This is a genomic window from Duganella paludis (assembly GCF_054461335.1).
This window is the reverse complement of sequence record NZ_CM136922.1, coordinates 54750-80393: the sequence shown is the minus strand read 5'-3', so window position 1 is coordinate 80393 and position 25644 is coordinate 54750. Positions and strand designations below refer to the sequence as shown.

The following is a 25644-nucleotide window of genomic DNA, read 5'->3' as shown; positions in this document are numbered from 1 at the left end:
CAGGCTGTAGAAAAAGGGGTGGCCAACAGCTCCCCCTTTTTTTTGACATAACCACCCACTGAAATACCGAATACAGGAGAAACACATGGCAGCGATTACTGCAGCAATGGTAGGCGAACTGCGCGCGAAGACCGACGCGCCGATGATGGAATGCAAAAAAGCACTGACCGAAGCCGAAGGCGACATGGGTCGTGCGGAAGAGATCCTGCGCGTCAAGCTGGGCGGCAAAGCTGGTAAAGCAGCAAGCCGTATCACCGCTGAAGGCGTGGTAGCGACCTACATCGCCGACGGCGTAGGCGCCCTGATCGAAGTGAACTCGGAAACCGACTTCGTTGCGAAAAACGACGACTTCCTGAACCTGGCCAACACCGCTGCCCGTCTGGTAGCTGAAAAGAACCCGGCCGACGTCGCTGCCCTGCTGGCCCTGCCAGCCGGCGACGAAGGCAAGACCCTGGACGAAGTGCGTGCCGCACTGATCGGTAAAATCGGCGAAAACATGTCGATCCGCCGCTTCCAGCGTTTCGAAACCACCGCCAAGCTGGCTTCGTACCTGCACGGCACCCGCATCGGCGTGGTCGTTGAATTCGACGGCGCGGACGAGCAAGTGGGCAAAGACGTGGCCATGCACATCGCTGCAATGAAGCCAGTGTCGCTGTCGTCGGACCAGGTTCCTGCGGAACTGATCGAAAAAGAGCGCTCGGTTGCTCAGCTGAAAGCGGACGAAGATGCAGCCGCCGCTGTTGCCGCCGGCAAAACCCCACAGGCTGCCGACATCGTCGCCAAGCGTCTGGAAGGTTCGGTCCAGAAGTTCCTGAAAGAAGTATCGCTGCTGAACCAGGCTTTCGTGAAAAACGACAAGCAATCGATCGAGCAGATGCTGAAAGAAAAATCGACCACCGTTAAATCGTTTGCCATGTACGTGGTAGGCGAGGGCATCGAGAAGAAAGTAGACGACTTCGCAGCAGAAGTGGCCGCTCAAGTGGCCGCTTCCAAAGGAGCGTAATAAAAAGAAAACGGGCCGAGAGGCCCGTTTTTTTAAGCCCTCAGTAGTGCCCGGCGTTGGGCGAGGTATCATAGGCGCCGGCAAGCTTACCCGAATAACTTTATCTAGGAGCCCCGTCTCATGTCCAAACCAGCCTATAAGCGCGTCCTCCTCAAATTGTCCGGCGAAGCCCTGATGGGCGATGATCCTTACGGCATCAACCGGGGCACGATCGAGCGCATGGTGGCCGATGTGGCCGAGGTCGCGAAACTGGGCGTGGAGCTGGCGATCGTCATTGGCGGCGGCAATATCTTCCGTGGCGTGGCGCCCGGTGCGCAAGGCATGGACCGCGCCACCGCCGACTACATGGGCATGCTGGCCACCGTGATGAACGCGCTGGCCCTGGCCGACGCCATGCGTCACGTGGGCATCACCGCGCGCGTCATGTCGGCCATCGGCATCGAGCAGGTGGTGGAGCCGTATGTGCGCCCGAAGGCGCTGCAGTACCTGGAAGAAGGCAAGGTCGTGGTGTTCGCGGCCGGCACCGGCAATCCGTTCTTCACCACCGACACCGCAGCGGCGCTGCGCGGCTCGGAGATGAGCGCGGAAATCGTGCTGAAGGCCACCAAGGTGGACGGCGTCTACACCGCCGATCCGAAGAAGGATCCGAACGCCACGCTGTACAGCACGATCAGCTTCGACGAAGCGATCGCCAAGCACCTGCAGGTCATGGACGCCACCGCTTTCGCGCTGTGCCGCGACCAGAAACTGCCGATCAAAGTGTTTTCCATCACCAAGCCCGGCGCGCTGATGCGCGTGATCATGGGCGAGGATGAGGGTACACTGGTTCACGTTTAATTTTTAAGAAACAACAGGAGAGCAGCAATGTCCGTAGCTGACGTTAAAAAGAGTGCGCAAGAGCGCATGGTCAAATCGCTGGAAACCCTGCGTGCCGACCTGGCCAAGGTCCGTACCGGTCGCGCCCACACCGGCATCCTCGATCACGTGACGGTTGATTACTACGGTAATCCGACCCCGATCAGCCAGGTCGCCAACCTGACCCTGGTGGACGCCCGCACCATCGGTGTGCAGCCGTTCGAGAAGAAAATGGCCGGCGCCATCGAGAAAGCCATCCGCGACGCGGACCTGGGCCTGAACCCGGCCGCGCAGGGCGACACCATCCGTGTGCCGACCCCGCCGCTGACCGAAGAGCGCCGCAAGGAAATGGTCAAGCTGGTCAAGAGCGAAGGTGAAGACGCCAAGGTTGCCGTGCGCAACATCCGTCGCGACGCCAACGAAGGCTTGAAAAAGCTGGTCAAGGACAAGGCGATTTCGGAAGACGACGAGCGCCGTGGCACCGACGACATCCAGAAACTGACCGACAAGGCCATCGCCGATATCGACAAGATGCTGTTGGATAAGGAAAAAGAAGTTTTGACGGTGTAACACCGGCGGAGTCCCCCTCGTCCTTCCGCCCACTGGGCGAAACGACTTCCCGCGTACGCGGGAATCCATGCTGAGCGTGCCCGCACGCGTACTATGGATTCCCGCCTGCGCGGGAATGACGTTTCTGCGGAGCGCTTCTTGTCTTTTCGCGTCACACCTGCAATACTTTATACTTTGGCACCAAAGTTTTCATGAAATATACGAGTTCGACTACCGAGGTTCCAGACGCACCCGCCGTGCCGCGCCACGTGGCGATCATCATGGACGGCAACGGCCGCTGGGCCACCAAGCGCTTCCTGCCGCGCGTGGCCGGACACGTCAAAGGCGTGGAAGCCGTGCGCACCGTGGTCGAGTCCTGCGCCCGCCGTGGCGTCGAATACCTCACCCTGTTCGCCTTCAGCTCGGAAAACTGGCGCCGCCCGGAAGAGGAAGTGTCCCTTCTGATGCGCCTGTTCGTGACCGCGCTCGAACGCGAAGTCTCCAAGCTGCACGCCAATAACATCCGCCTGCGCGTGGTGGGCGACCTGTCCCGCGCCGACGACAAGCTGCAAGGCATGATCGCCGCCGCCGAGCGCAAGACCGCCGCCAACACCCGCATGACCCTGACCGTCTGCTTCAACTACGGCGGCCGCTGGGACATCATGCAGGCCGTCGGCCAGATGGTCCAGGCCCATCCCGGCGCCACCGATTTCAGCGAGGCGCAACTGGCGCCGCACCTGGTCATGGCCTACGCGCCCGAGCCGGACCTGTTCATCCGCACCGGCGGCGAGCAGCGCATCTCCAATTTCCTGTTGTGGCAGCTCGCTTACACCGAGCTGTTCTTCACCGACATCTACTGGCCGGACTTTTCCGCCGAATGTCTCGACGAGGCGATCGCCTCCTACCAGCACCGCGAACGCCGTTTCGGCCGCACCGGGGCGCAACTGGCTGAAAAGACAAACTAAATGCTGAAAACGAGGATTATTACCGCTCTGGTCTTGCTGGCGGTGCTGCTGCCGGTCCTGTTCTTCAACTATTTCCCCGCGTTTGCCCTGGTGGTGACGCTGTTTGTCGGCGCCGCCGTATGGGAAGGCGCCCGCCTGTTCGGCCTGGCCGAGGGCAAGGCCCGCGCGGCCGGCTTCGTCGGCGCCGGCCTGTTCGTGCTGCTGATGTACACCGCCAAGCCGGGCTCGGTCAACGCGCTGTACGGCGTAGCCGCCTTGCTGTGGGTGATCCGCTACGCGCCGACGCTGGGCCTGGGCCTGCCGCCGTTGCAGGGCGCGGCCAACTGGTCGCTGGCGATCACCTTCACCTTTGCCGTGTTCGCGGCCTTCTTCGCCATCGTCGGCCTGTTCCTGCACTCGCCGCTGTACCTGCTGTCGGTGATGGTGCTGGTGTGGATCGCCGATATCGGCGCCTACTTTTCCGGCAAGGCCTTCGGCAAGCGCAAGCTGGCGCCGAGCATCTCGCCCGGCAAGTCGTGGGAAGGCGCGATCGGCGGCGCGATTGCCGTGCTGGTGATCGCCTCGCTGTCGGTGGTCCTGGCCGACGCTGGTGGCAACACAACCGCCCCGTGGCTGCAAGACACCTTCACCTACAAGCTGCACGCCCGCTTCGGCTGGGCGCTGACGCTGCTGGTGTTGCTGGTGATCGTGATGTTTTCCGTCATCGGCGACCTGTTCGAATCCGCGCTCAAGCGCCGCGCCGGCATCAAGGACAGCAGCAACCTGCTGCCCGGCCACGGCGGCGTGCTCGATCGCGTGGACGCGTTGATCCCGGTGCTGCCGATGGCCGCACTGGTCACGTCCTGGCTCTGAAAGAATTCCCATGCAACGTATCACCGTTTTAGGCGCCACCGGTTCGATCGGCGTATCCACGCTGGACGTGGTGGCGCGCCATCCCGAGCGCTATGCCGTCTATGCCCTGTCCGCGCATAGCCGCGTCGACGACCTGGCCGCGCAGTGCGTGCAGTTCCGTCCCGCGCGCGCCGTGGTCGGCACCGCCGCCGCCGCCGACCAGCTGGCCGCGCTGCTGCGCGCCGCCGGCGTGAAGACCCAGGTGGAGTGGGGCGAGCAAGCCCTGTGCGCCATCGCCAGCGCGGCGGAAGTCGACAGCGTGATGGCTGCCATCGTCGGCGCCGCCGGCCTGGCGCCGACGCTGGCCGCCGCCCGCGCCGGCAAGAAGATCCTGTTGGCGAACAAGGAAGCGCTGGTCATGTCCGGCCAGCTGTTCATGGACGCGGTGCAGGAATCGGGCGCAGTGCTGCTGCCGATCGACAGCGAACATAACGCCATCTTCCAGTCGATGCCGCAGTTCGGCGGCCGCGTGCCGGCCGTGCGCGACCCGGCCGCCGGCGTCGCCAAGATCCTGCTGACCGCATCGGGCGGCCCGTTCCTGACGCGCGACGTCGCCTCGCTGGAAGCGGTGACGCCGGAGCAGGCCTGCAAGCATCCCAACTGGTCGATGGGCCGCAAGATCTCGGTCGATTCGGCCACCATGATGAACAAGGGCCTGGAAGTGATCGAGGCCCATTGGCTGTTCGGCGCCCCGGCCGACCGCATCGAAGTGGTGATTCACCCGCAATCGGTGATCCACTCGATGGTGTCCTACGTCGACGGCTCGGTGCTGGCGCAGCTGGGCAACCCGGACATGCGCACGCCGATCGCCCACGCGTTGGCTTACCCGGAGCGCATCGCCTCCGGCGTGGCGCAGCTGGACCTGACGCAGATCGCCACGCTGCAGTTTGAAAAACCGGACTTCACGCGCTTCCCGTGCCTGGCCCTTGCCTTCGACGCGCTGCGCGCCGGCGGCACCGCGCCGGCCCTGCTGAACGCGGCCAACGAAGTGGCGGTGCAAGCCTTCCTCGACCTGAAGATCGGCTTCCGCCAGATCGACCGCGTGATCGCCCATGTGGTGGACACGCTGCCGCACGGCGCCGCCCACAGCATCGAAGCGGTGATGGCGCAGGACGCTGCCGCCCGCGCCGCCGCTGAAACCCATATCGCCGGACTGGCCCAATGAACTTCCTGCAAACCGTGCTGGCGTTCGTCGTCTGCCTGGGCTCCCTGATCGTATTCCACGAACTGGGGCACTATCTGGTGGCGCGCTGGTGCGGCGTGAAAGTGCTGCGCTTCTCGGTCGGTATGGGCAAGGTGGTGTGGTCGCGCCGTTTCGGCCCGGACCAGACGGAATGGGCCATCTCGGCGCTGCCGCTGGGCGGCTACGTCAAGATGCTGGATGCGCGCGAGGGTGAGCTGACCGGCCTGCCGGAAGCGGACCTGCAGCGCGAGTTCACGCGCCAGAACGTCTGGAAGCGCATCGCCATCGTCGCCGCCGGCCCGTTGGCCAACTTCCTGATCGCCATCGTGCTGTTCGCGGGCCTGTACATGCACGGCATCGAGGAGCCGAGCAGCAAGATCAGCGTCGTCGCCGGCACGGCGACCGCCGCCGCGCAGGCCGGCCTGCAGAACGGCGACGTGGTCACCGCCGTCAACGACCAGCCGGTGCAGGTATGGTCGGAACTGCGCTGGCAGTTCATCCAGTCCGCCATCGACAAGCACGAGATCCGCCTCGCCATCGAGCGCGCAGGGCAGGGCCGCGTCGCCGCCACCTTGCCGGCATCCGCGCTGGCAGGCCTGGATCTGGAAGGCGACGTGCCGGCCCAGCTGGGCGTCGGCGTTTCGCGTCCGGCGCCGCTGGTGCAGCAAGTGATACCGGGCAGCCCGGCCGAACGCGCCGGCCTGCGCGAGGGCGATCTGCTGACCGCCGTCGACGGCGTGGCGGTGGCCGACGGCATCGCCTTCATCGACATCATTCGTGCATCGGCCGGAAAAACGGTGCAGGTGGACCTGCAGCGTAGCGGCCAGCCGCTGACCGTGAGCATGACGCCGCAGGCGGAACAGGCAAAAACCAGCAAAGGAACTGTAACAGTCGGTAAGATCGGCGCGTACGTCGCGCTGCTGCCCGATATGATCAAGGTGCCTTCTTCCCCGCTGGCGGCGGTCGGCAAGGCGGTCGGCAAAGTGTGGGACACCTGCGCCATGACGCTGAAAATGATCGGCAAGATGATCACCGGCGAAGCTTCGCTGAAGAACGTCACCGGTCCGATCACGATTGCCGATTACGCCGGCCAGACCGCACGAATGGGCGTGGCCAGCTATTTGAGCTTTATCGCCTTCATCAGCATTAGTTTAGGTGTGATGAATTTGCTTCCAATTCCGGTTCTGGATGGCGGGCATTTGCTGTATTATTCGCTGGAAGTTTTAACTGGGCGTTCTGTGCCGGAGCGCGTTGGAGAAATCGCGCAGCGTCTTGGCATGGGTTTGTTGCTGACTTTGATGCTGCTTGCGGTCTTTAACGACGTTGCCCGGTTGTTGTAGTAGTTCTCGTTGATTGAGCCATTGAACCCGATGAAATTATATTCTGACCGTATTACTTCAACTTCCCTGCGCCGTAGCCTGATCGGCGCCGCTGTCCTGGCTCTGTGCAGCGGTAGCGCCATGGCGATCGATCCTTTCGTCATCAAAGATATCCGCGTCGAAGGGATCCAGCGTACGGAAGCCGGTACGGTCTTCAGCTATCTGCCGGTGCGTGTCGGCGAAACCTTCACCGACGACAAATCCGTCACCGCCATCAAGGCGCTGTACGCGACCGGCTTCTTCAAGGACGTCAAGCTGGAAAAAGACGGCCAGGTGCTGGTGGTGCTGGTCGAGGAACGTCCGGCCATCTCCAAGGTGGACTTCACCGGCACCAAGGAATTCGAAAAAGACATGCTGGTCAAGGCGCTGAAGGACATCGGCGTCGGCGAGACCAAGATCTTCGACAAGGCCTCGGTGGAACGCGCCGAGCAGGAACTCAAGCGCCAGTACCTGTCGCGCGGCCTGTACGGCGTGAAAGTCGTCACCACCGTCACGCCGCTGGAACGCAATCGCGTCAGCATCACCTTCGCGGTGGACGAAGGCGAAATCGCCAAGATCAAACAGATCAACATCGTCGGCAACAAGGTGTTCTCGGACAAAGAGCTGAAGGACAACCTGGCGCTCAACACCGGCGGCTGGTTCAGCTGGTACACCAAGGCCAACCAGTACTCCAAGACCAAGCTGACCGGCGACATCGAGTCGCTCAAGTCCTTCTATCTGAATCGCGGCTACATCGAGATGAACATCGATTCGACCCAGGTGTCGATCACGCCCGACAAGAAGGATATTTACATCACCATCAACATCACCGAGGGTGAGCAGTACAAGGTATCGGACATCAAGTTCGAAGGCGAGACCTTCGGCCGCGAGGAAGAACTGCGCACCCTGGTGCTGCTGCGCAAGGGCGTGACCTATTCGGGCGAGCTGCTGACCGCCACCAACAAGCTGATTTCGGATCGCCTGGGCACCTTCGGCTACGCTTTCGCCAACGTCAACGCCAATCCGGACATCAACCGCGAGAAGCGCGAAGTGGCCTTCACCTTCTTCATCGATCCGGGCAAGCGCGCCTACGTGCGCCACATGAACATCGCCGGCAACACCACTACCCGCGACGAAGTGATCCGCCGCGAGTTCCGCCAGTTCGAGTCGAGCTGGTACGACGCCAACAAGATCAAGCTGTCGCGCGACCGCGTCGACCGCCTCGGCTACTTCAAGGACGTGACCATCGACACGCCGGAAGCGCAGGGCACCTCCGACCAGGTCGACGTCAACCTGACCGTGGTCGAAAAGCCGACCGGTAACTTCCAGATCGGCGGCGCGTTCTCGCAGTCGGAGAAGTTCTCGTTCCAGGCGGCGGTCCAGCAGGCCAACTTCGCCGGTTCGGGCACCACCGTGGGCCTGGAGCTGAACACCTCCAAGTACAGCCGCACGATCTCGTTCTCGCAGACCGACCCTTACTACACCGACGACGGCATCTCGCGCGGCTACGAGCTGTATCTGCGCACGCAGCAGCCGCCGGCGCTGAACATCGGTTCCTACACCATCAAGCAGCAGGGTGGCCGCATCAGCTACGGCGTGCCGTTCTCGGAAGTGGACACCGTGTTCTTCGGCATCGGCCTGGAACGCTCGCGCATCACCACCGACAGCACCTCGCCGATCCGCTTCCAGGAATACGTCAATACCATCAACGGCACCACCACCGGTGTCGGCACCGCCTCGACCAACGCCGTGCCGCTGACGATGGCCTGGGCGCGCGACAGCCGCGATTCGGCGCTGACGCCGACCGTAGGCCGCTACCAGCGCGCCAACCTGGAGCTGGACCTGGTCGGCAAGCAGAAATACTACCGCGCCGTGTACGAGCACCAGTGGTACAAGCCGCTGTACCAGAAGGTCACGCTGGCCCTGAAGGGCGAGATCGACTACGGCCGTGGCCTGGGCGACAGCAACTACCCGGTGTTCAAGAACTTCTATGGCGGCGGTATCGGTTCGGTGCGCGGCTACCTGAGTTCCTCGCTGGGCGCGGTCGACTACCGCTACGGCGATGCACTGGGCGGCGCTTCGCGCCTGATCGGCAATGCCGAGCTGCAGCTGCCGTTCCCGGGTTCGGGCCAGGACCGCAGCTTGCGCTGGTTCGGTTTCCTGGACGGCGGCCAGGTCTATCAGGAAGGCGAGAAGATGCGCTTGTCGCAGCTGCGTTACTCGACCGGTCTGGGGATCAGCTGGATTTCGCCGGTCGGTCCACTGAAACTGAGTTATGCTAAGCCCCTGAACGCCAAGACGGGCGACCGCCTGGAACGCTTCCAGTTCCAGATGGGCAGCGGCTTCTAATGGTTGAAGTTGTGCTTGAAGGTAATATCATTTTTCTCGGAGAAATAAGTTGAAGACTGCATCTGCAACCATGACCAAATATCTCGCCGTGCTTGCACTGGGCTGGTGTTCATTGGCGCCGGTGCAGGCTCAGACCTCGGCCTCGCGCATCGCGTGGATCAGCCCTGAACGCATCTACAATGAATCCAAGCTGGCCAAGCTGGCCGAGGAAAAGTTGAAGGAAGAGTTCAAGTCGCGCGAGAAGGCCATGGCCGAAATGGCCGGACGCCTGAAGACCGCCTCGGAAAAGCTGGAGAAGGATGCGCCGACCTTGAGCGAGGCGGAGCGCGTCAAGCGCCAGCGCGACGTGTTCGAGCTGGATAAGGAATACCAGCGCCGCCAGCGCGAGTTCCGCGAAGACGTCAGCCAGCGCACCAACGAGGAGCGCCAGGCGATTTCTGAAAAAGCCACCAAGATCATCAAGCAGCTGGCCAGCGTCGAAGGTTTCGACATCGTGCTGCAGGACGCGGTCTGGGCCAGCAACCGCATCGACATCACCGAGAAGGTGCTGTCCGCGCTGGACAAAGATAAATAAACAAAAAGATTGGATCACCCGATGGGCACTCGACTAGGCACATTGGTCGAACGCTTGGGCGGACAGCTGGTGGGCGATGCGAACCTGGAAGTGACCGGGATCGCGCCACTGGCGGATGCCGGCGTTTCGCACATCAGCTTTCTCAGCAACAGCAAGCTGCGCGCGCAAGCGCTGCAGAGCAAGGCGGCGGCGCTGATCGTGTCGGCCGCCGATGACGCATTCATCGCGGCCGGCTACAGCGGCGCGCGCATCGTCGTTCCCAACCCGTATGTGTATTTCGCCCGCGCGGCGCAGTATTTCGCTGCGCTGACGGCCATCGTGCCGGCGGCCGGCGTGCACGCCACCGCCGTGGTGGCCGACAGCGCGCAGGTGGCCGCATCGGCCCACGTGGGCGCGCGCGCGGTGATCGAAGATGGCGCCGTGATTGAAGACGGCGCGGTGATCGGCGCCGGCTGCTTCATCGGCCGCGAGGCGGTGATCGGCGCCGGCACCCAGCTGTTCGCCAACGTCACCTTCCACGCCTACTGCCAGATCGGCCAGCGCGGCATCATCCATTCCGGCGCCGTGATCGGCACCGACGGATTCGGCTTCGCCAACGAGGGCGGCGTGTACATCAAGATACCGCAGACCGGGCGCGTGATGATTGGCGACGACGTCGACATCGGCGCCAACACCACCATCGATCGCGGCGCCTTGGCCGACACCATCATCGAAGACGGCGTGAAGCTGGACAACCAGATCCAGATCGGCCATAACTGCCATATCGGCGCGCACACGGCCATGGCCGGCTGCGTCGGCGTGGCCGGCAGCGCGAAGATCGGCAAGTACTGCACCTTCGGCGGCGCCGCCATGGTGCTGGGCCACCTTGAAATCGTCGACAAGGTGCATGTCGGTTCGGGCAGCATGGTATCGCGCTCGATCCTGGAACCGGGGCAGTACACCGGCTTCTACCCGCTGGCGAAAAACGCCGACTGGGAAAAGTCGGCCGCGATTGTCCGCAACCTGTCGGCCATGCGCGATAAAATCCGTGCGCTGGAAAAAACCATCAAGACCAAAACAGAGAATAACGAATCATGACCACTACTCAGCCTGAAACCTCCAAGACGATGGACATCTGCGAAATCAAGTCCTACCTGCCGCACCGCTATCCGCTGCTGCTGGTCGACCGCGTGTTGTCGTACGAAGAGAACAAGCGCATCACCGCCATCAAGAACGTCACCGTCAACGAAGAATTCTTCAACGGCCACTTCCCGCACAAGCCGGTGATGCCGGGCGTGCTGATGATCGAAGCGATGGCGCAAACCGCCGCGCTGCTGTCGTTCAAGACCATGGGCATCAAGCCGGACGAAAATTCGGTGGTGTACTTCGTCGGCATCGACAACGCGCGCTTCAAGCGCCCTGTGGGTCCTGGCGACCAGCTGAAGATGGACATCGAAATCGTGCGCGTCTCGCGCGGCATCTGGAAATACAAGGCGGTCGGCTCGGTCGACGGCCAGACTGCGGTCGAAGCGGACCTGATGTGCACCATCCGTAACGCCGCCGACGCATCGCAGCCGGCGGCAGGGCAGTAATCATGTCCAGGATACACGCCACCGCCATCGTCGACAGCAAGGCCGAGCTGCACGAGAGCGTAGAAGTCGGCCCGTATACGGTGATCGGCCCGAACGTCACCATCGGCTCCGGCACGGTGGTCGGCCCGCACGTGGTCATCGAAGGTCACACGACCATCGGCAGCGACAACAAGTTCTTCCAGTTCTCGTCCATCGGCGCCGCGCCGCAGGACAAGAAGTGGGCCGGCGAAGCGACCCGCCTGACCATCGGCGACCGCAACACCATCCGCGAATTCTGCACCTTCAACACCGGCACCGTGCAGGACAAGGGCGTGACCTCGCTGGGCAACGACAACTGGATCTCGGCCTACGTCCACCTGGCGCACGACTGCGTGGTTGGCAGCAATACGATCTTCTCGAACAACGCGCAGATCGCCGGCCACGTCGAAATCGGCGACCACGTGATCATGAGCGGCTTCGCCAACGTGCACCAGTTCTGCAAGATCGGCGCGCACGCGTTTGTCGGCATGAGCACTTCGCTGACCCAGGACGTGCCGCCGTTCGTGCTGTTGAACGGTAACCCGGCGGCGGCGCACGGCGTGAATATCGAAGGCCTGAAACGGCGCGGCTTCACGCGCGAGCAGATCAACGGTATCCGCGCGGCCTACAAGATCATCTACCGCTCCGGCCTGACGCTGGAAGAAGCCAAGGCGGCGCTGGTGGCCGAAGAGGCTGCGGTACCGACCGAAGTGGCGCTGCACATGCGCGCCATGCGCGAATTCCTCGATACGGCGAGCCGTGGCATCGTCCGCTGACAAGCTGTCGTTAGCCTTGGTGGCAGGCGAGCCGTCCGGCGACATGCTGGCGGCTCGTTTGCTTTCCGGCCTGCGTCCGCATCTGCCGGACGCGCGCTTCCACGGCATCGGCGGCCCGCACATGATGGCGCAGGGCTTCGAATCGCACTGGCCGATGGACCAGCTGACGGTGCGCGGCCTGCTGCCCGTGTTGATGCGCTACCGCGAGCTGAAGGGCATCCAGAACCAGCTGCGCGACCAGTTGCTGGCCGAGCGGCCGGCCGCCTTCATCGGCGCCGACTACCCGGGCTTCAACCTCGGGCTGGAAGAGCAGCTGAAGGCGGCCGGCATCCCGACCATCCACTATATCGGCCCGCAGATCTGGGCCTGGCGCGGTGGCCGCATCAAGAAAATCATCCGCGCCGTGTCGCACATGCTGGTGGTGTTTCCGTTTGAAGAAGCGATCTACCAGCAGGCCGGCGTGCCGGTCAGCTATGTGGGCCATCCGCTGGCGGAGCTGATCCCGCTCGCGCCGGACGAAGGTGCGGCCAAGCGCGCGCTGGGCATGCCGGAGGACGCCAACGTGGTCACCATCATGCCGGGCAGCCGCATGTCGGAGATCAAGTACAACACGGTGGCCTTCATGCAGGCGGCCAGGCTGCTCAAGCTGCGCGACCGCACGCTGCGTTTCGTCGCGCCGATGGCCGGCGAGCGCCAGAAGCAGTACTTCCTGCAGCTGGTGGCGCAGGCGGGCCTGCAGGACGTTGAGATCCAGCTGCTGGACGGCCAGTCGCACACCGCGATTGCGGCCGCCGACGCGGTGCTGGTGGCGTCCGGCACGGCCTCGCTGGAAGTGGCGCTGTTCAAGAAGCCGATGGTCATCGCCTACAAGATGGCGGAGCTGGAATGGCAGATCCTGCGCCACTTCAACTACCAGCCGTGGATCGGCATGCCGAACATCCTGGCGCGCGAATTCCTGGTGCCGGAGATGCTGCAAGGCGCGGCCAATCCGGACGGGCTGGCGGAAGCCATGTGGAAGCAGCTGAGCGACGCGCCGCACCGTTTGCGGCTGGCGCAGCGTTTCACCGACATGCATCACAGCCTGCTGCGCAACAGCGCGGCGGAAAGCGCCGCAGCGGTGCTGAAAGTAATCGGCGCCTGAATGTCGTTCCCGCGAAAGCGGGAATCCATGCTGAGCGCCTCCGGTCATCGACCTATGGGTTCCCGCTTGCGCGGGAACGACGGAATGAAGAGTAACTAAAGTGAAGAATCAAAACCTGGGACTGTTCGACGACCTGCCGGCATCGCCCGATGAAATCATCTGCGGCGTGGACGAGGCGGGACGCGGGCCGCTGGCCGGCCCGGTGTTCGCGGCCGCCGTCATCCTCGACGTCTCGCGTCCCATCGAAGGCCTGCGCGACTCGAAGAAACTCACCGAAGCCAAGCGGGACATGCTGGCGCCGCTGATCAAGCAGCACGCCGTGGCGTGGGCCATCGCCGAAGCGTCTGAAGACGAAATCGACAAGCTGAATATCCTGCAGGCCTCCATGCTGGCCATGCGGCGCGCGGTGGAAGCGCTGAGCACCGTGCCGACGCTGGCCCTGATCGACGGCAACCGCTGCCCGGTGATGAAGATCCAGAGCATCGCCATCATCGGCGGCGACGACAAGGTGGACGCCATCTCGGCCGCTTCCATCCTGGCCAAGACCGCGCGCGACGCGGCGCTGGTGGTGCTGCACGAACGCTATCCGCAATACTGCTTCGACCAGCACAAGGGTTACGGCACGGCGCTGCACCTGGAGCGCCTGCGCGAGCACGGGCCGTCGCCGGTGCATCGCCGTTCCTTCGCGCCGGTGCGCGCGCTGCTGGAGGTGAACCTGTGAAGACGATTACCTCGCGCGACAACGCGCAATACAAAGACCTGGTCAAGCTGGCCGGCAGCTCGTCGGCACGCCGCAAGGCCGGCCGCACGCTGCTCGACGGCGTGCACCTGTGCCAGTCGTATCTGCAGCTGCGCGGCCTGCCGGAGCAATGCGTGGTGAGCGAAGGTTCGCTGCAGAACGCTGAAGTGATGGAGATCGTCGGCCAGCTGGAGGCGCAGCGCGCCCACGTGCTGGCCTTGCCGGACGCGCTGTACAACGCCGTCAGCCAGGTGGAGCATGGCGTCGGCGTCATGTTCCTGGTCGCCACGCCGGAGCGCGCGGTGACGGCGCCCCTGAGTGTATCGGCGGTGCTGCTGGACGGCGTGCAGGATCCCGGTAACGTCGGCTCCATCCTGCGCAGCGCGGCGGCGGCGGGCATCACGCAGGTGTACTGCAGCGCCGGCACGGCGTTCTGCTGGTCGCCGAAAGTGCTGCGTGCGGCCATGGGCGCGCACTTCGTGCTCGATATTTTTGAAAACGTCGACCTGGCGGCGCTGATTGCGGGCGCCAAGGTGCAGACCCTGGCCACCAGCGGCTACGCCACGCAGCGCCTGTACGACGTCGATTTGCGCGTGCCGACCGCATGGCTGTTCGGCCACGAAGGGCAGGGCGTGGCGGACGACCTGCTGTCGGCGGCCACGCACCAGGTGGTGATACCGCACCTGGGCCAGGTGGAGTCGCTCAACGTGGCCGCCTGCGCGGCGGTTTGCTTTTTCGAACAAGTAAGGCAGAATCAGGCGTAAGCACACACTGGAGCTGTACATGGATATCGCGCAGTTGCATTTTCTGGTAGCCGAAGGGGATCAGGTTCAACGCCATGCGCTGGCCGATATCCTGGTGCACGTGGGCGTTGGGCGCATCACGCAGGCGCCCGACGGCCACACCGCGCTGCGCCACTTCAGCGCCGGCATCACGCCGCCGGTGGACATCGCCATCATCGACCTGGCGCTGCCGGGCATGGATGCGCTGGAACTGATCCGCCGCCTCGGTGAAGCGCGCTGCAAGGCCGGCATCATCGTGGTCGGCGCGCAAAGCAACGCCGTGCTGTTCTCGGTGGAGACCATGGCGGACGCTTATGGCGTCAATGTGCTGGGCGCGATCGGCAAACCGGTGATCGGCAGCCGTTTGATGGCGCTGGTATCCAACTACTTGCAACCCGGCGCGGCGCACGGCGCGCAGGGACCGGCGCCGCGCATGTCCTTTGCCGAAGTCGGGCAAGGCCTGCAGGCGCGCGAATTCGACCCTTACTTCCAACCGAAGATCGAGCTGGAGACGGGGCAGGTCAAGGGCCTGGAGATGTTCGCGCGATGGCGGCACCCGCTGCATGGGGTGCTGGGACCGGCTTCGTTCATGCAGGCGCTGGAAGACAACCGGCGTGTCGACTTCCTCGATTGGGCCATGATCGAAAAATCGGTGGCGGCTTGCCGCAAGCTGCACGACCAGGGCGTGCCGATCTCGGTATCGATCAACGTCGACCAGACCACGCTGGCGCACCCGCAATTCATGGAGCAGATCGGCACCTGCCTTGAGCGGCACCGCATCATGGCCGACTACATCACCTTCGAAATGACCGAATCGGCGGTGCTCACCACCGACCCGCACTTCCTCGAACGGCTGCTGCGATTGCGGATGAAAGGCTTCGGCCTGGCGATCGACGACTATGGGACAGGGCGCAGCAACCTGCAACTGCTGGCGCGCATCCCGTTTTCGGAACTGAAGATCGACCGCAGCTTTGTGGATGGCGCCTCCAAGCGCGCCGCCATCGGCACGGTGCTGCGCTCCTGCCTGGGCCTCGCCCGCAGCCTGGATCGTCGCTCGGTGGCGGTAGGCGTCGAAACCAAGCAGGATTGGGACTTCCTGCAAGGCCTGGGCTGCACCTACGCCCAGGGCTACTACATCGCCAAACCGATGCCGGTGGAAGACTTCCCCGCCTGGCTGGCCGACTGGCAGCACTTCTTCTGATCAGTACTCGCGCCGGTCCGGTTTGATTTCCTGCAGGATGGTGGTCGATATCTCTTCAATCGACTTGGTGGTCGATGACAGCCAGCGTATGCCCTCGCGCTTCATCATCGCCTCCGCCTCGTTCACCTCATACCGGCAATTCTCCAGCGACGCGTACTTGCTGCCCGCGCGTCGCTCATTCCGTATCTCGCTCAAACGCTCCGGCGTAATGGTCAGCCCAAAAATCTTGGACTTGAACTCATACAGCGACGACGGCAACCTGCCACGCTCGAAATCATCCGGTATCAACGGATAGTTCGCCGCCTTGATCCCATACTGCATCGCCAGGTACAAACTGGTCGGCGTCTTGCCCGAGCGCGACACGCCCACCAGAATCACATCGGCCGACGACAAATTCTTGTGCGACTGCCCGTCATCATGCGCCAGTGAGAAATTGATCGCCTCGATCCGGTTCTTGTACTCCTCGCTGTCCACGATATTGTGCGAACGGCCGATGGTGTGGGTCGACTTCACCCCCAACTCTTGTTCCAACGGAGCAACAAAGGTCTGGAACATGTCCATGTACATGCCTTTGCATAGCCGAATGATGTCCGACAACTCCGTCTTCACCAGGGTCGAAAAGATGATTGGCCGTTGACCATCGGTTGCAAACGCTTCGTTGATCTTGCGCACCGCGTCGTGCGCCTTGTCCAGCGTATCGATGAAGGGAAGCCGCACCTGGCGGAAGCGCAGCTCGAATTGGGTCAGGACCGAGTGACCAAAGGTTTCTGCCGTGATGCCGGTCCCGTCCGAAACGAAAAAGACCGTGCGGGCGGCGGAGGGCAGGGGTTGTCGTTGTTCTTGTGTCATGTAGAGGTGGCTATCGGTATTGTGAATCGTCAATTCGCGTTTCAGGCTGTAGAATGCTTGGCAATGGTTAGATTGTGCTGCACGACGAACAGAATAACAAGAAACAAGTCTGCGCCTCGCTGGAAGATTTCTATCATCAAAAAGGTGTAATTATGTCCAACGCAGCATTGAAGGAGCAAAACAACGAAGCGGTTTACGTTGCCTCGTTTGAACACTTGCGAATGACGGATGTCGAATCCGTCGGCGGCAAGAACGCCTCGCTCGGCGAGATGATCAGCCAGCTGGCGGAAGCCGGCGTGCGCGTGCCTGGTGGTTTCGCCACCACCGCGCAGGCTTTCCGCGACTTCCTGTCGCACAGCGTCGGTGGCGGTAAATCGCTGGCCGACCGCATCGCCGACCGCCTGTCCGATCTGAACATCGACGACGTGCGTTCGCTGGCGCAAGCCGGCGCCGAGATCCGTCAGTGGATCATCGACACCCCGTTCCAGCCACGCCTGGAAGCGGAAATCAAAACCTACTACGACCAACTGGTGGCTGATTCCAGCACCGAGATGTCGTTTGCCGTGCGCTCCTCGGCCACCGCCGAAGACTTGCCGGACGCCTCGTTCGCTGGTCAGCAGGAGACCTTCCTGAACGTGGTCGGCATTGAAAACGTGCTCGACGCCATGAAGCACGTCTTCGCTTCCCTGTACAACGACCGCGCCATTTCCTACCGCGTGCACAAAGGCTTCACCCACGCCGAAGTGGCGTTGTCGGCCGGCGTGCAGCGCATGGTGCGTTCCGACCTGGGCGCGGCCGGCGTGATGTTCACCATCGATACCGAGTCCGGCTTCAAGGACGTGGTGTTCGTCACCTCCAGCTATGGCCTGGGCGAGACGGTGGTGCAGGGCGCCGTCAATCCGGACGAATTCTATGTCCACAAACCGATGCTGGAAAAAGGCAAATCGCCTGTCATCCGCCGCAACATCGGCTCCAAGCTGCTGAAGATGGAATTCACCAACGAAGCCAAGGCTGGCCGTTCGGTGAAAACCGTGGACGTGCCGGTCGAGCTACGCAACCGCTATTCGCTGAACGACGAAGAAGTGGTGGAGCTGGCCAAGTACGCCGTCATCATCGAGAACCACTACCAGCGTCCAATGGACATCGAGTGGGGCAAGGATGGCCGCGACGGCAAGCTGTACATCCTGCAGGCGCGTCCTGAAACCGTGAAGTCGCAGCAGAAGGCGACCGACGTGCAGCAACGCTTCAAGCTGAAGTCGAGCGGCACGGTGCTGGCCTCCGGCCGTGCGATTGGCCAGAAGATCGGCGCCGGTCCGGTGCGCGTGATTCACGACCCGGCCGATATGGAACGCGTGCAGCCAGGCGACGTGCTGGTGGCCGACATGACCGACCCTAACTGGGAACCGGTGATGAAGCGCGCTTCCGCCATCGTCACCAACCGTGGCGGCCGTACCTGCCACGCGGCGATCATCGCGCGTGAACTGGGCGTGCCTGCGGTGGTTGGTTGCGGCGACGCTACCGACGTGCTGAAGGACGGCACTTTCGTCACCGTCTCGTGCGCCGAAGGCGACGAAGGCAAGATCTACGACGGCCTGCTGGAAACCGAAATCTCGGAAGTGGCGCGCGGCGAACTGCCCAAGCTGCCGACCAAGATCATGCTCAACGTCGGCAACCCGCAGCTGGCCTTCGACTTCCAGTCGGTGCCGAATGCGGGCGTCGGCCTGGCGCGCCTGGAGTTCATCATCAATAACAATATTGGTGTGCACCCGAAAGCGATCCTGGAATATCCGAACATCGACGCCGACTTGAAGAAAGCGGTGGAGTCGGTCGCGCGCGGCCACGCTTCGCCGAAAGCCTTCTACGTCGACAAGCTGGCCGAAGGCATCGCCACCATCGCCGCCGCGTTCTGGCCGAAACCAGTGATCGTGCGCCTGTCGGACTTCAAGTCCAACGAGTACAAGAAACTGATTGGCGGTTCGCGCTACGAGCCGGACGAAGAAAATCCGATGCTGGGCTTCCGTGGCGCGGCGCGCTACCTGGCCGCCGACTTTGCCGGCGCCTTCGAAATGGAATGCGCCGCCATGAAACGCGTGCGCAACGACATGGGCCTGACCAACGTCGAGATCATGGTGCCGTTCGTGCGCACCCTGGGCCAGGCTGAAAAAGTCGTGGACCTGCTGGGCAAGAACGGCCTGGTGCGCGGCGAAAACGGCCTGCGCCTGATCATGATGTGCGAAGTGCCATCGAACGCGATCCTGGCGGAGCGCTTCCTCGAGCATTTCGACGGCTTCTCCATCGGTTCCAACGACCTGACCCAGCTGACCCTGGGCCTGGACCGCGATTCCGGCATGGCGCTGCTGGCGGCCGACTTCGACGAGCGCGACGATGCGGTGAAAGCGCTGCTGTCGCAAGCCATCCAGGCTTGCCGCAAGCAGGGCAAGTACATCGGCATCTGCGGCCAGGGGCCATCCGACCACCCGGACTTCGCGGCGTGGCTGATGGAGCAGGGCATCGAATCGATGTCGCTGAATCCTGACTCGGTGATCGACACCTGGCAAAAGCTGGCCAGCCTGCAGAAATAATAAAGTATTGACGACGATGGAAAATGGTTTAGACTGGAGTTATCGAATTTAGTAGCAAAAAACTCTATCAATACCATTTGTCCAGCAGCACAAACCCTCGCCGCCCATTCCGGGCAGCGGGGGTTTTTGCATTTGAAAGGAGAGCATCATGGCTGATTGGAGCTACTGGCTGGCCGCCGCCGGCCTCACCGTCATACTTGAACTATTCACCGGCACGTTCTACCTGCTGATGATCGCCATCGGCCTGGCGGCGGGCAGCGCCGCCGCCTTGCTGGGCTTCGGCGAGGCCGTGCAGCTGCTGGTGGCCGCCGTGGTCGGCGTCGGCGCCACGGTCGCGCTGCGGCGCAGCCGCTTCGGCCTGCAGCATCAACGCGTGCAGGCTGAGCGCGACCCCAACGTCAACCTTGATATCGGCCAGACCGTGCATGTGCCGGCGTGGCAGGATGGCGCGGCGCGCGTGATGTATCGCGGCGCGCTGTGGGATGTCGTCCTGGAAGCCGGCGCCACGCCGGGGGCCATCCCTGCGCCGGGCCAATACACGATACGCGAAGTACGCGGCAGCCGCCTGATCGTGGCCGCCTGAGATTAACTTACGGAGAAATACATGGATATCAGCATCGGCAACGTCACCTTCATCCTGTTCATACTGGCTTTGGTGTTCGTCTTCAAAACCATCAACGTGGTGCCGCAGCAGCACGCCTGGGTGGTGGAGCGGCTCGGCAAATACCACGCCACGCTGGGGCCTGGTCTCAACATCGTGATTCCGTTTGTGGACCGCATCGCCTACAAGCACCTGCTGAAGGAAATCCCGCTGGATGTGCCGCCGCAGGTGTGCATCACCAAGGACAACACGCAGCTGCAGGTGGACGGCATCCTGTACTTCCAGGTGACGGACGCCATGCGCGCCTCGTACGGCTCGTCCAACTACATCGCCGCCATCACCCAGCTGGCGCAGACCACGCTGCGTTCCGTGATCGGCCGCATGGAGCTCGACACCACCTTCGAGGAGCGTGAGCACATCAACACCACCATCGTCAACGCCATCGACGAATCGGCGTCCAACTGGGGCGTGAAAGTGCTGCGCTATGAAATCAAGGACCTGACGCCGCCGAAGGAAATCCTGCACGCCATGCAGGCGCAGATCACGGCCGAGCGCGAGAAGCGCGCCTTGATCGCGGCGTCGGAAGGCCGTCAGCAGGAGCAGGTCAACATCGCCAACGGCGAGCGCGAAGCGCAGATCGCGCGCTCGGAAGGCGACAAGAAAGCGGCCATCAACCGCGCGCAGGGCCAGGCGGCGGCCATCGTCGCGTTGGCGGAAGCCAGCGCCACGGCGTTGCGTCAGGTCGGTGCGGCGATCCGCGAGCCGGGCGGCGACGAAGCCATGAACCTCAAAGTGGCCGAGCAATACATCAACGCCTTCGGCCAGCTTGCCAAGACCAACAATTCGATTATCATACCGGCCAATCTCGGGGAGATGAGCGGCCTGATCGCAACTGCGATGCAGGTCGTCAAAACGCAAAGCAAGATCATCAAGGAATAATTATGGGAACCTGGTCGGTGGACGCCTTCGGCAACGACTACGCGCAGGACTGGGCGGAAGACTTGCACGAAACGAACAATCTGGACGCGGTGGCGGATACGCTCAACACGGTGCTGGACAGCGGCGCGGAACTGGAAGCGCCGTTCGCGGCCGAAGCGCTGGCGGCGATCGAAGTGCTGGCGCGGCTGCAGGGCAAGGGCGGTCCGCAAACGGAAGACAGCGCGGCGATCGACGAATGGGTGGAAGCGCGCAAAGCCAAGGCCAAGCCGCGAGTTGACTTGGCGGAGAAGGCACTGCGCGCCATCGAGCGCATCACCGCGCCCTACAGCGAACTGCGGCAACTCTGGGAAGAAAGCGAGCACTACGCGGACTGGTGCGCATCCGTGGAAGACCTGCGCACCCGTCTTTAAGATTCGGGGTCAGTTCCGACATTCGGACACGAGCCCATCCGTAGCGCCTGCTACGGATGGGCTCGTGTCCGAATGTCGGAACTGACCCCGAATTTTTATTGCTTGCGGCGGCGGGCGGCGAAGCCTACCAGGCCCAGGCCGGCCAGCAGCATGGCGTAGGTTTCTGGTTCCGGTACGGCCGTTACCGAGATCATGTCCAGCGAGGTGCCCAGGCTGTCGCTGGTGCCGGTCGCGGTGAACGTCAGTTTCGTTGCGCCCGTGGCCAGGAAGGTGTAGCTGCCATTGGCCCAGCCGCCGCCCGACGTGCCGACGCTGCTGACGACGCTGTCGTTCAGGGAGACGCTCAAGCCTTGCGAGGTGACCGGTACGTTGATGCGGTCGGCGTACTTGTAGGTCAGGGTGTAGTACTGGCCAGCCGTCGTGCTCAGGATTTGGTAGATGTCGCTATTGCCGGTGGTGTCGAGTTCGACGAAGTTGTGACCATCAGCCGCCGAGCCTTCGACCATGTTGCGGATTTCAATGCCGCCACTGGTGTTGGACCAGTTGGTCAGAGCTGCCGTGTTGTACCAGGTGTAGTTGTCGACGTGATCGGCTTCAAAGCTGCCGTTGAGCACCAGCTCAACCGGCGCAGCTTGTGCTGCACCAGCTGCCATCAGGGCCGCGAGTGCGGCGCATTTCAGAATGTTCTTGGCTTTCATGGCGTATCCCTTTTCGTGTTGTTAGTTGGTAACTTTGGTTTCTCAAAAGACATGCAAATTTTATCTTGGAAATACCAAACTCGCCTAGTGATATTTGTCACTTTCTGATGTGTTGTACCATTTGGGTATGAACCAAGACATCGAACAGCTGCAAATTTTTCTGCAACGCAACAAACGGGTGCTGGTGCTGACCGGCGCCGGTCTCAGTACCGCTTCCGGCATCCCCGATTACCGCGACAAGGATGGCGTGCGGCGCGGCCGCAATCCCATCCAGGGGCCGGATTTCCGCAAGTCCGAGGCGGTGCGCCGCCGCTACTGGGCGCGCAGCATGGCTGGCTATCCGACCCTGGCCGGCGCCGCGCCCAACGCCGGCCACCGTGCGCTGGCCGAGCTGGAGGCTAGCGGCCGTATCCATGCCGTAATTACGCAGAATGTCGATGGCCTGCACCAGCGCGCCGGCAGCCGCAAGCTGATCGAGCTGCATGGGAATATCCACGGCGTGCTGTGCCTGGATTGCCGCAAGGTGCATCCGCGTACCGAAATTCAGCAATGGCTGCTGGACGCCAATCCGACCTTCGCGCCCACCGGCCCGGCCGGCGAGGTGGTGCCCGAGGCGCGTCCCGACGGCGACGCCGAACTGGAGCTCGACGAGTTCCAGGATTTCCGCCTGCCGCAATGCGGCGTTTGCGGCGGCGTCTTGCAGCCCGATGTGATTTTCTTTGGGGATAATATTCCGCCGCAGCGCACCACCGACGCGCTGCAGTTGGCGGAGGAGGCCGACGCCGTGCTGGTGGTCGGTTCCTCGCTGATGGTGTTTTCCGGCTACCGCTTCGCCAAGCTGGCCGCGCAAACAAACAAGCCGATCGCGGCCATCAACCTGGGCAAAACCCGGGCGGACGACCTGATCGGCCTGAAAGTGGAGGCGTCGGCAGTGGAGGTGCTGCCCTTGCTGCTTTAGTTCCGCTGCAGCATGGAGCGGACGATGGCTTCCTTGGCCAGCACGTAGTCATGCCCGGCTAGCACGAAGTTGGTGTTGGGCTGGATCACCTTGACGTTGATGAACACCATGTCGCTGGTTTCCGCGTACGAGCCGACCACGATGGCCTGGGCGTTGTGGCTGTTGGCCACTTCGCCGATTTCGCGCGTGAGCATCAGCTCGCCCTGGTTGCGCTTGAGGTAGACGCTGTTGCGCAGCTTCATCTCCAGCATGCTCAGGCCGCCTTGCGCCATGCGCGTGGACAGTTGCTCCGATACCAGACGGCCGAGCGTGGTGGTCTGTTCCAGCGCGTCGATGTTGACCACGGTGGCCATGATCAGCGGCTTGTCGGCCACCAGCTTGCCGCTCAGTTGCTGCAGCAGCGTGTCGGCGGCCTTGTAGTTGGCGTTGATGAATTGGTTGGAGGAGATGGTGGAATAATTGCCTTCCTCGTTCTTCGGCGTCGAGGAACAGCCGGCCACCAGCAGGGGCAGGGCCAGCAGCGCGGTGCGCAGTACGGTCTTCAGCATTACATGTCTCCACGCACCTGGAAGGTGCGCGTCAGTTTAGGTTCTTCGGGCTTGGGATCGACGATGCCGTACAGTACACGGTCGCTGTCGGCCACATAGTAGGCGGAGGTGCTGCGCGCCAGGTAGCGGTATTGGTCGGAGACCGACACGGTGACGATGATTTCGGTTTTCGGCGTTTCGCCCGGCGCGAACTGGGCGTTGAACCAGTCGTGCGCATCGAGCGCGCCGACACCGACGGTCAGGTTGGCCAGCACCGGCGCTTCGATTTCGCTCAGCAGCCAGACGCCGGCACCGAGTATGGAGCGCTCGCCATGGTAGCGGTATTGCGGACGGTTGGCGGTGAAGCTGACCGCCTGCACGTCGAGCTCGACCTTGAGCGCGCCCGCCGGGCTGCGCGAGACCACGTGGCCGTCGTTCACCAGCGAGGTGGTGAGCTGGGTCGCCAGCGCGCGCTGGAACGGGGTCGGTTCCTTCGGCTCGTTCAGGTAGACCGGACGCGGCGGGCTCTTCTTGAGCTCGGCCGAGACCTGTTTTTCGATGCTGTCGGAGATGACGCCCCAGTGGTAGGCGGCTTGCAGCTTGGCCTGCTTGGTGGTGGGGAAGTTGGCCGCCAGCGGCGTGGGCGTATAGCGCGACGCGCAGCCTGCCAGCAGTATCCCGGCTGCGATAGCCATTGCAGTTTTCAGCGCCATTATTGCCTCGTCGTCAAAAGTACAGGTTCCGGATCGCAGCCATGCAGCGGCTGCGAATGTGAAATCATTCTTCTCCCAGTTTAGCATGGATGTTTCTACTTAGAAATTCTCCACCCAATAAAAAACCCGGTGCGGGACCGGGTTTTGTACAGAGTGCGCAACAGTTTTAGCGGCGGTGGACCTTCATGGCGGCCGCGACCTCGCGCTTGCCATCGCGATCTTTCTCTGTGGCACGTTTATCGTGCATTTTCTTGCCCTTGGCCAGGCCGATTTCACATTTCACACGGCCGCCCTTGAAGTGCAGGTTGAGCGGCACCAGGGTGTAGCCGGCGCGTACGACTTTGCCGATCAGCTTGTCGATCTGTTCGCGGTGCAGCAGCAGCTTGCGGGTGCGCACGGCTTCCGGGCTGATGTGGGTGGAGGCGGTCGGCAGGGCGCTGATGTGGGCGCCGAACAGGTACAGCTCGTCGCCCTTGATGGTGACGTAGGCTTCCTTGATCTGCACCTTGTTGTCGCGGATGGCCTTGACTTCCCAGCCCTCAAGCACGATCCCGGCTTCGAAGCGGTCTTCGATGAAGTAGTCAAAAAAGGCTTTTTTGTTATCGGCTATGGTCATGAGTGGGTATCGGTTAAACTACTGCTGCGCGTCGTCAGACGCGAATAATTCAACATCATAGCAAATGGTTAGCAAATGGCAGTAGTGCACAAATCAGTTTTACTCGGTTACAGCGCCCAACAGATGTTCGACCTGGTGGCGGCCATCGAGAATTACCCCAAATTCCTGCCATGGTGCGGCGGTGTCGAGATCAAGGAACGCAATGGCGATACGGTGGTGGCCAGCGTCGGCATCAACTATCACGGCGTCAAGCAGAGCTTCACCACCGCCAACGAGAACGTGCCGTCGTCGGCGATCAAGATGAAGCTGGTGGACGGTCCTTTCAAGTGCCTGGACGGCACCTGGACCTTCAAGGCGCTGCGCGAGGATGCCTGCAAGATCGACCTGGACCTGCACTACGAGTTCTCCAGCGCGCTGCTGGACAAGCTGGTGGGGCCGGTGTTCGGCATCATCGCCAACAGCATGGTGGATTCCTTCTGCAAACGGGCGGAAACGGTGTATGGCGGCTGAGACCATCACGATCGAAGTGTGCTACGCCAGCGATGGCGCGCAATTCCTGCGCGCCTTGCAGGTGCCGCTGGGAACCACGCTGGAGCAGGCCATCGCCCTGAGCGGTCTGCTGCAGGAAGTGCCGGGCCTCGATCTGAGCCAACTTGAAACCGGCGTCTACGCCAAGAAAAAGCCGCTGGACACCATCCTGCGCGCCCACGACCGCATCGAACTCTACCGCCCGCTGATCGCGGACCCCAAAAACGCCCGCCGCCGCCGCAAGACTTCCGCAACGGCTTGATTGGCG

The 25644-nt window shown here is 62.6% G+C and carries 28 protein-coding genes; 23 read left to right on the top strand and 5 right to left on the bottom strand.

The window, feature by feature from the left end:
- The first annotated feature begins 85 nt into the window (after positions 1–85).
- The 16 genes from tsf to ACXZ1M_RS00270 all read left to right on the top strand — a co-directional run bounded on the left by tsf (position 86) and on the right by ACXZ1M_RS00270 (position 15955).
- Complete coding sequence (tsf, locus tag ACXZ1M_RS00345; protein ID WP_459051267.1) at positions 86–1003, top strand: translation elongation factor Ts; 918 nt, start codon at positions 86–88, stop codon at positions 1001–1003.
- Positions 1004–1123: 120 nt separating this feature from the next.
- Positions 1124–1840: a UMP kinase gene (gene pyrH / locus ACXZ1M_RS00340; RefSeq protein ID WP_459051266.1), complete on the top strand. Its 717-nt coding sequence runs from the start codon at positions 1124–1126 to the stop codon at positions 1838–1840.
- 27 nt (positions 1841–1867) lie between these two features.
- Positions 1868–2428: a ribosome recycling factor gene (gene frr, locus ACXZ1M_RS00335; RefSeq protein ID WP_459051265.1), complete on the top strand. Its 561-nt coding sequence runs from the start codon at positions 1868–1870 to the stop codon at positions 2426–2428.
- Between the two features lie 191 nt (positions 2429–2619).
- Positions 2620–3372: a polyprenyl diphosphate synthase gene (gene uppS / locus ACXZ1M_RS00330; protein ID WP_459051264.1), complete on the top strand. Its 753-nt coding sequence runs from the start codon at positions 2620–2622 to the stop codon at positions 3370–3372.
- Complete coding sequence (locus ACXZ1M_RS00325) at positions 3373–4224, top strand: phosphatidate cytidylyltransferase (RefSeq protein ID WP_459051263.1); 852 nt, start codon at positions 3373–3375, stop codon at positions 4222–4224.
- Between the two features lie 10 nt (positions 4225–4234).
- Entirely contained in the window at positions 4235–5428 is a 1194-nt protein-coding gene (gene ispC / locus ACXZ1M_RS00320; RefSeq protein WP_459051262.1) for a 1-deoxy-D-xylulose-5-phosphate reductoisomerase, read from the top strand.
- Positions 5425–6786 (top strand): RIP metalloprotease RseP, encoded by a 1362-nt coding sequence (rseP, locus tag ACXZ1M_RS00315; RefSeq protein WP_459051261.1) that lies wholly within the window; start codon positions 5425–5427, stop codon positions 6784–6786. The genes ispC and rseP overlap by 4 nt, the downstream gene beginning before the upstream one ends.
- A gap of 30 nt (positions 6787–6816) precedes the next feature.
- Positions 6817–9153 (top strand): outer membrane protein assembly factor BamA, encoded by a 2337-nt coding sequence (gene bamA, locus ACXZ1M_RS00310; protein WP_459051260.1) that lies wholly within the window; start codon positions 6817–6819, stop codon positions 9151–9153.
- A 70-nt stretch (positions 9154–9223) separates the two neighbouring features.
- The gene (locus ACXZ1M_RS00305) at positions 9224–9727 is read left to right on the top strand and encodes an OmpH/Skp family outer membrane protein (RefSeq protein WP_459051259.1); all 504 of its coding nucleotides are present in this window, start codon (positions 9224–9226) and stop codon (positions 9725–9727) included.
- Positions 9728–9748: 21 nt separating this feature from the next.
- A complete protein-coding gene (gene lpxD / locus ACXZ1M_RS00300; protein ID WP_459051258.1) occupies positions 9749–10804 on the top strand; it encodes a UDP-3-O-(3-hydroxymyristoyl)glucosamine N-acyltransferase in 1056 nt (351 codons plus the stop codon).
- Positions 10801–11298 carry a 3-hydroxyacyl-ACP dehydratase FabZ gene (fabZ, locus tag ACXZ1M_RS00295; RefSeq protein ID WP_373987368.1) on the top strand — a complete coding sequence of 166 codons (498 nt, stop codon included), beginning with the start codon at positions 10801–10803 and terminating at the stop codon, positions 11296–11298. Before lpxD ends, fabZ begins: the two co-directional genes overlap by 4 nt.
- Positions 11299–11300: 2 nt before the next feature.
- On the top strand, positions 11301–12092 hold the full coding sequence (gene lpxA, locus ACXZ1M_RS00290; RefSeq protein WP_459051257.1) for an acyl-ACP--UDP-N-acetylglucosamine O-acyltransferase: 792 nt from the start codon (positions 11301–11303) through the stop codon (positions 12090–12092).
- Positions 12076–13233 carry a lipid-A-disaccharide synthase gene (gene lpxB / locus ACXZ1M_RS00285; protein WP_459051256.1) on the top strand — a complete coding sequence of 386 codons (1158 nt, stop codon included), beginning with the start codon at positions 12076–12078 and terminating at the stop codon, positions 13231–13233. Before lpxA ends, lpxB begins: the two co-directional genes overlap by 17 nt.
- Before the next feature lie 100 nt (positions 13234–13333).
- Complete coding sequence (rnhB, locus tag ACXZ1M_RS00280; protein ID WP_459051255.1) at positions 13334–13954, top strand: ribonuclease HII; 621 nt, start codon at positions 13334–13336, stop codon at positions 13952–13954.
- Positions 13951–14736, top strand: a complete 786-nt coding sequence (locus tag ACXZ1M_RS00275; RefSeq protein ID WP_459051254.1) for a TrmH family RNA methyltransferase — start codon at positions 13951–13953, stop codon at positions 14734–14736. The genes rnhB and ACXZ1M_RS00275 overlap by 4 nt, the downstream gene beginning before the upstream one ends.
- Before the next feature lie 19 nt (positions 14737–14755).
- Positions 14756–15955 carry an EAL domain-containing response regulator gene (locus ACXZ1M_RS00270; RefSeq protein ID WP_459051253.1) on the top strand — a complete coding sequence of 400 codons (1200 nt, stop codon included), beginning with the start codon at positions 14756–14758 and terminating at the stop codon, positions 15953–15955.
- Here ACXZ1M_RS00270 and ppsR read toward each other — a convergent pair whose 3' ends face one another.
- A complete protein-coding gene (gene ppsR / locus ACXZ1M_RS00265) occupies positions 15956–16804 on the bottom strand; it encodes a posphoenolpyruvate synthetase regulatory kinase/phosphorylase PpsR (protein WP_459051252.1) in 849 nt (282 codons plus the stop codon).
- A gap of 152 nt (positions 16805–16956) precedes the next feature.
- On the opposite strand from ppsR, the gene ppsA reads away from it, so the two are divergent.
- The 4 genes from ppsA to ACXZ1M_RS00245 all read left to right on the top strand — a co-directional run bounded on the left by ppsA (position 16957) and on the right by ACXZ1M_RS00245 (position 21336).
- Positions 16957–19386, top strand: a complete 2430-nt coding sequence (ppsA, locus tag ACXZ1M_RS00260) for a phosphoenolpyruvate synthase (RefSeq protein WP_459051251.1) — start codon at positions 16957–16959, stop codon at positions 19384–19386.
- 148 nt (positions 19387–19534) lie between these two features.
- Positions 19535–19969 (top strand): NfeD family protein, encoded by a 435-nt coding sequence (locus ACXZ1M_RS00255; protein ID WP_459051250.1) that lies wholly within the window; start codon positions 19535–19537, stop codon positions 19967–19969.
- 21 nt (positions 19970–19990) lie between these two features.
- A complete protein-coding gene (locus ACXZ1M_RS00250) occupies positions 19991–20926 on the top strand; it encodes an SPFH domain-containing protein (RefSeq protein ID WP_459051249.1) in 936 nt (311 codons plus the stop codon).
- A gap of 2 nt (positions 20927–20928) precedes the next feature.
- Positions 20929–21336 (top strand): DUF4259 domain-containing protein, encoded by a 408-nt coding sequence (locus tag ACXZ1M_RS00245; RefSeq protein ID WP_459051248.1) that lies wholly within the window; start codon positions 20929–20931, stop codon positions 21334–21336.
- Positions 21337–21431: 95 nt separating this feature from the next.
- On the opposite strand, the gene ACXZ1M_RS00240 is transcribed toward ACXZ1M_RS00245, so the two are convergent.
- Complete coding sequence (locus tag ACXZ1M_RS00240; RefSeq protein ID WP_459051247.1) at positions 21432–22034, bottom strand: FxDxF family PEP-CTERM protein; 603 nt, start codon at positions 22032–22034, stop codon at positions 21432–21434.
- Between the two features lie 127 nt (positions 22035–22161).
- On the opposite strand from ACXZ1M_RS00240, the gene ACXZ1M_RS00235 reads away from it, so the two are divergent.
- On the top strand, positions 22162–22992 hold the full coding sequence (locus ACXZ1M_RS00235) for an NAD-dependent protein deacetylase (protein WP_459051246.1): 831 nt from the start codon (positions 22162–22164) through the stop codon (positions 22990–22992).
- Here the strand turns inward: ACXZ1M_RS00235 and ACXZ1M_RS00230 are convergent.
- The 3 genes from ACXZ1M_RS00230 to smpB form a co-directional block, all read right to left on the bottom strand.
- A complete protein-coding gene (locus tag ACXZ1M_RS00230; protein ID WP_459051245.1) occupies positions 22989–23540 on the bottom strand; it encodes a FlgO family outer membrane protein in 552 nt (183 codons plus the stop codon). The genes ACXZ1M_RS00235 and ACXZ1M_RS00230 overlap by 4 nt on opposite strands.
- Positions 23540–24214: a hypothetical protein gene (locus ACXZ1M_RS00225; RefSeq protein WP_459051244.1), complete on the bottom strand. Its 675-nt coding sequence runs from the start codon at positions 24212–24214 to the stop codon at positions 23540–23542. The genes ACXZ1M_RS00230 and ACXZ1M_RS00225 overlap by 1 nt, the downstream gene beginning before the upstream one ends.
- A 184-nt stretch (positions 24215–24398) precedes the next feature.
- Positions 24399–24848: an SsrA-binding protein SmpB gene (smpB, locus tag ACXZ1M_RS00220; RefSeq protein WP_459051243.1), complete on the bottom strand. Its 450-nt coding sequence runs from the start codon at positions 24846–24848 to the stop codon at positions 24399–24401.
- A 75-nt stretch (positions 24849–24923) separates the two neighbouring features.
- Here smpB and ACXZ1M_RS00215 point away from each other — a divergent pair, with 75 nt between their 5' ends.
- Together ACXZ1M_RS00215 and ACXZ1M_RS00210 are read left to right on the top strand one after the other, a co-directional pair.
- Complete coding sequence (locus ACXZ1M_RS00215) at positions 24924–25358, top strand: type II toxin-antitoxin system RatA family toxin (protein WP_459051242.1); 435 nt, start codon at positions 24924–24926, stop codon at positions 25356–25358.
- Complete coding sequence (locus ACXZ1M_RS00210) at positions 25348–25638, top strand: RnfH family protein (RefSeq protein WP_459051241.1); 291 nt, start codon at positions 25348–25350, stop codon at positions 25636–25638. The genes ACXZ1M_RS00215 and ACXZ1M_RS00210 overlap by 11 nt, the downstream gene beginning before the upstream one ends.
- Positions 25639–25644 lie beyond the last annotated feature (6 nt).